This is a genomic window from uncultured Legionella sp. (genome assembly GCF_937871865.1).
In the GTDB taxonomy this organism is placed as follows: Bacteria; Pseudomonadota; Gammaproteobacteria; order Legionellales; family Legionellaceae; genus Legionella.
Genome location: NZ_CALMPD010000092.1, coordinates 1 through 4,915, shown reverse-complemented (window position 1 = coordinate 4,915; position 4,915 = coordinate 1). Strand labels below are relative to the sequence as shown.

Sequence of the window (4,915 nt, the reverse complement as noted above, 5' to 3'; positions counted from 1 at the left end):
GGGGTATTTGATCATAATTAACTATTCATTAACAGATTTTGATGATCTCTCCCTGATCTTCATACGTCTTGTTAGCTATTTCCAATTTGTTATCATTATGCTCCACCACTTGTTCTGCTTTTTCAAGCTTTGCTTTTAATTCAATTAGTTCGGCTTCGTGTTGTGCTAGTAATACTGATAATTCTTGTGGATCTGATGTACCATATTCAGCCACTAATTCTCTATTATGATGCTGAATATCTTTTTTTGCTTTTTTAAGCTTCGCCTCTAAGATAAAGAGCTTAATTTTAAGAAATGGTAGCGTAATAATTTCTAAAAGCTCTTTTAAAACAACTAAAATAGCTAAATATTTTTTCATTTTTTAAACCTCAAATTAATATATTGAAAACACCTCCCTGATATTTATTATTTTTATTTTAAATATGCATAGCTACCTATTCAGTGCAATCTTCTGAAACAGCTATACTTTTTATTTTTCTTTGTTCACAATGAATACTATTTATAATCCCATCAAATCCAATAGCCTCTACACCATGTGATGCTAATGTGCTTATTAAATCCTGTATTACATGTTTACGATTCATAACAAATGTAGAAGCAAAACATCGCCAGAATTTCCACCCTGCACGTTCAAGAATTCTCTGCCTGTTCATATCGTCTTCCCATTTTGAAGCATCATGATAACGATCCCCATCACACTCAATAGCCAGGCGAGCATCATTATGCCCCTCTACAACCATATCCAGACGATAGTTTCCTACTTTGACTTGAGGAATTACTCTGTAACCACGCTCAGTTAACAGATCATAAATTTCCAATTCAAAACCTGACTCGCAAAGTTCTCTAAGGTTTTTTACCTTTATTTCATCTTGGGCAAATGGTGAACTAAAATGCTCAATTAAACCGCGTCTTAAGCTATCTTTGGGGCTTAGATTATCTAGCTCAACACTTCTTACTAAATACATTCGATCTCGTGCTCTTGAGGCAGCAACATTAAATCGCTGCGCAGAGGCTTCACGTGAATCCGCTTTAACATTATCTGGAGTCGCCACCATTGATAAAAACATGATGTCCCGCTCTTTACCTTGAAATGTAAGAGCATCACCACAAGTAATTTTATGATTAGTTATTTTATCTGGCGTAATCTCTTGCTGAATCATTTCCCATATTTTTCTTGCTTGTTCATTACCTAGCAAAGAAACAACACCAATGGTTCGATTGGCCATAGCAGGGTCATTACAAATATTATTGATTTCCTCAACAATAAACTTTGCTTCAGCATTATTTTCTTTATTTATACGAAATCCATCTTCAATAATGACGTCGATTAGAGGGGGATCCAGACGTTCTGATTTGGTTGGCAATCTCAGTGGCTTTAGTTCATGGTTATAAAATTCTCTCTTGGAGTACTCAATAATTGGTGTAGCACAACGAAAATGCTCGCGTAGCATAATTTGTGAATCAGCAAATACAACTTTACATAAATCATAAATAGAGCGCTCAGGAGACATTGCTTGTCTATATATTGCCACTTGATTGGCTAAATATTGAGCCATCAAATTATTGATCTTTTCTTCTTCCAGACCAACACCATCAGGCGAAACCTGCTTATCATCGCCAACAACCAACAACTTATTGGCGCGTAACATGGCTGGTAGGGCACTTAAATCTGATTGTGAGGCTTCATCAATAATGACTAAATCAAAGCATCCAAATTCGGGAGGTAATGACTCAGAAACTCTATAATGAGGCATAATCCAGCACGGTATTGCTTTATTGGTAAGTGCAGCCGCATTTTTAGCATCCCGTCTATAGCGAATGGCTCTTTTACCTGTTCCTTTACCTATTCTTGAAATAGCAGATTGAAAAGCTTGTAATGCTGCTCGAATGTCTGGGGTTGCATTCTTTGCCAATTGCAGCCAAGTGCGTTTAGCAACCACATCTTGATAAGTCTTTGCCAATTGTTTTTCATATTCACAGCGTTGAGTGGTTAATTTTTTAAACTCATCAAAATGACTCATTGAATAAAAATAGTTAGCCAAACGACGAAGCCGCCATGCTTGGTTCCAATCATCGAGCAATAAAGAATCCACTGTACTTTCTAGCGGAGTTTCTTTAAGTTTTTGTGCCCATTGGGTAGCACCAGATTGATGAATTAAATCGCATATAGAATACACATCATCTAGCGCAGGTTTTAACTCATGAATGCGCCTCAACTCTTCTATCAAGCGGGTTGATTGATTTTGTATTTCCATATCACTGATGGATGGATTGCCCACAGTTTCAGAAAAAAATATTTTGATTGCTTCAGAAATCCGGCCATTAAAGCTTGATAAACTGTTTAATATCGTTTCTCTATCAGACCAAGCTTTTGACGAATGATAAAAATTAAGATTTTTTTCAAGCAACTCAATTAATTCGTGAATATAAGCATCAACCCCAAACAGCTCATTTAAATAAGGCCATGATGACAAAATTGAAACTGCACGCTTTTTAATTTCAACTTCCAGACCAATGAATTTTTTGACAGCGAGATAAAAATCTAATTCCGCTCTGGCGTGTTGAAGAGGGTTAACCATCTCACTATTTATGAGAGAAAAAATAGACATTTCAGAGGCTATTTGATTCCATCGTAAAGCGAGTTCATCAATACGATTGCAAAGTACTACATAACGGTAAATATGTAGCCATTCATCTTGATTCTTAGCTGGTTTATTTAAAATAAGAATAGCATCAATTTTTTTAATTAATGCTCGCTTTGTTAATACTCCACTGATTCCAAAAGGTTGCTTGCCTTCACTTTTATTAGCAATAGCTTGAGTAATTTCATCTGTTAAATCGAGATCAGTTGGTATCACAACAGGGTTTTCTAAAAAAACATTTTTTTCAGCCTGTAATTTATTCACTTCATCAGCAATTTTTTCAATAAGCTGAATGACTGGCGTTGAATCAGAATTTTTTAAACACGATTGCAACGAGCCAAACCATGATAGATTGGCCGTTTCCAATTGCTTTTTTGTTGTTCTATATTCATAGAACGCATTTAATATTGTTTCTACTTGAGTGCTATTTTCTGCTAAATCTGGAATTTGAAAAACATCAGCAGACAGCACCTGATCTTTTAACGTTTTGTTTTTTAATAATTCGCGATGGAGATTCAGTATACTGTTTAATTTAGGGATATCTTCCAATACAGGTAATGACTTACCAAAGTAATCAAGATCTCCCTGCAAATTACGCCTTGCTTCTCTGAGTTGTATAATATCGGTATTATCAAATCTTGGTCTATGCTCGTCTGTGATAGAAATGGGATCATCAAGCCAATCAAATTCCCCACTTGCTGCAGCGATTTCTTTTGCTGCGTCCTCTGGGTGAATTTCTTGCCCGTCCATATAAATAGGTTGAATATTGCTTTTCGCCCAATTGGTAATAGACCGATCTATCCATGCCAATTTTGCATGAAGCTTATCAATAAATTGCTCGTCATTTTCAATCTCGCATCCAAGTGCAGCGCGATCAATGGTTTGTAATTCTTGAGCAATCTTAGAGATAGCAAACTCAAACTGCTTCATTCCGTCTTGCTCATTGGTTAAAAGAGAAATAGCCAAGGGCTGAATTGTTGTAGGGAGCTTTTCTTTTAATACAGATAATGCAGGCTCTTTCATAGAAGTAACAAGCACACGCTTACCATTCGCCATATAATGAGCAATGATATTAGCAATTGTATGTGTTTTACCTGTTCCTGGAGGACCTTGAACAACAACCCCCTTTGAATGTTCTAATTTTTGTACAATTTTGACTTGTTCTTCGTTAAATGGCAGGGGGAAAAACAATTCGCTTGCTGTCTCTGCATTGCTTTCATTTGAAGTATATCCAAGATTGGATAGACCACGAAAGTTAGTAAGCTTTATTTCACGGTGCTTATCGACTGGCTCTTGCACCATTTCTTTAATAACACTGGATATCGCACCCGTTTCTTCAGCACTAAAATGCTTTTTGAAATTTTCCAAATCCTGAATATAAAGGCTTTTGCTACGCGGTCTAGCAAATAAAATCCATGTATCAGTAACTTTTAAGTTTTCTCCTGAATCAGGGATCTGGCGATCTTCATTTATAATCTGAGTTGGCCAATACAATCCTTTTGAATCGAGATGTGTTGCCGCAAGTTGTAATTGGGGTTCATATGAGAAACGCTCAAATGGCGAAAAGTCTTGGACTTGCTTTGATATCAAATCATTATAAGCTTTCTGAACGTCCGCTACCCCCAAACTGTCAATAGACATATAAACATCAAGCTCGAAAAGTGGCTCAGCAGATCGTCTTGGGCTAATTTCTATAGCCATATCTTTCGGATTTAGTGAAACCTCAACAGATTGAGTGATAAGAGGGTATCTAATATTAAATTCATTTGTTTTCCATACACCAAGCCCCATACCCCATACTAATTCAATTTGGGTATCAACAATCGAACCTTCTAATTGCTGCTTTAAGGTGAACAGCTCTGAATATAGTTTAATTGTACGGCGTCGTTTTTTCTCTTCTTCTGCCCAACTGTTCCATTGATTATGTACGTAATCTTGAAATAAACGCTCAATAGTTTCTCGATGCTCATATTCTGATAACAACATCAGTGTGGGCTGTTCTTGTACCGTATTGTTTTTTCCATTCCCAATAACATTAACGGTGTCAATTTTGTCCAGATCTACAGCTCTTTTTAATAAAGGGGCTGTTTCAGTTTTTCTTGAGAGATCAAGCCAAGGTATTAATTGCTGATCTTGAGGTTCGGGAGGAGGGGTTTCTACCAGTCTTTCGATTCTTAACCACAGTTCATCATCATCTTCCGCAATATCAATGTGAACCCCAGGCGAAGAAAGCAACTCATGTTCAAAACGATTAAACAAACCATGTTTTACTA

At 36.5% G+C, this 4,915-nt stretch carries 2 protein-coding genes; both read right to left on the bottom strand.

The annotated features are described in order from the left end of the window. Positions 1-28 precede the first annotated feature (28 nt). Entirely contained in the window at positions 29-358 is a 330-nt protein-coding gene (locus tag Q0495_RS05450) for a hypothetical protein (RefSeq protein ID WP_298623929.1), read from the bottom strand. 76 nt (positions 359-434) lie between these two features. Continuing rightward, positions 435-4,915 (bottom strand): AAA domain-containing protein (locus Q0495_RS05445; RefSeq protein ID WP_298623927.1); only part of this gene is annotated, 4,481 nt, incomplete at its 5' end.

Bases quoted from the DNA above. Each gene is read 5' to 3' on its own strand.
- Q0495_RS05450 (WP_298623929.1), bottom strand. From the start codon at position 358: ATGAAAAAATATTTAGCTATTTTAGTTGTTTTAAAAGAGCTTTTAGAA.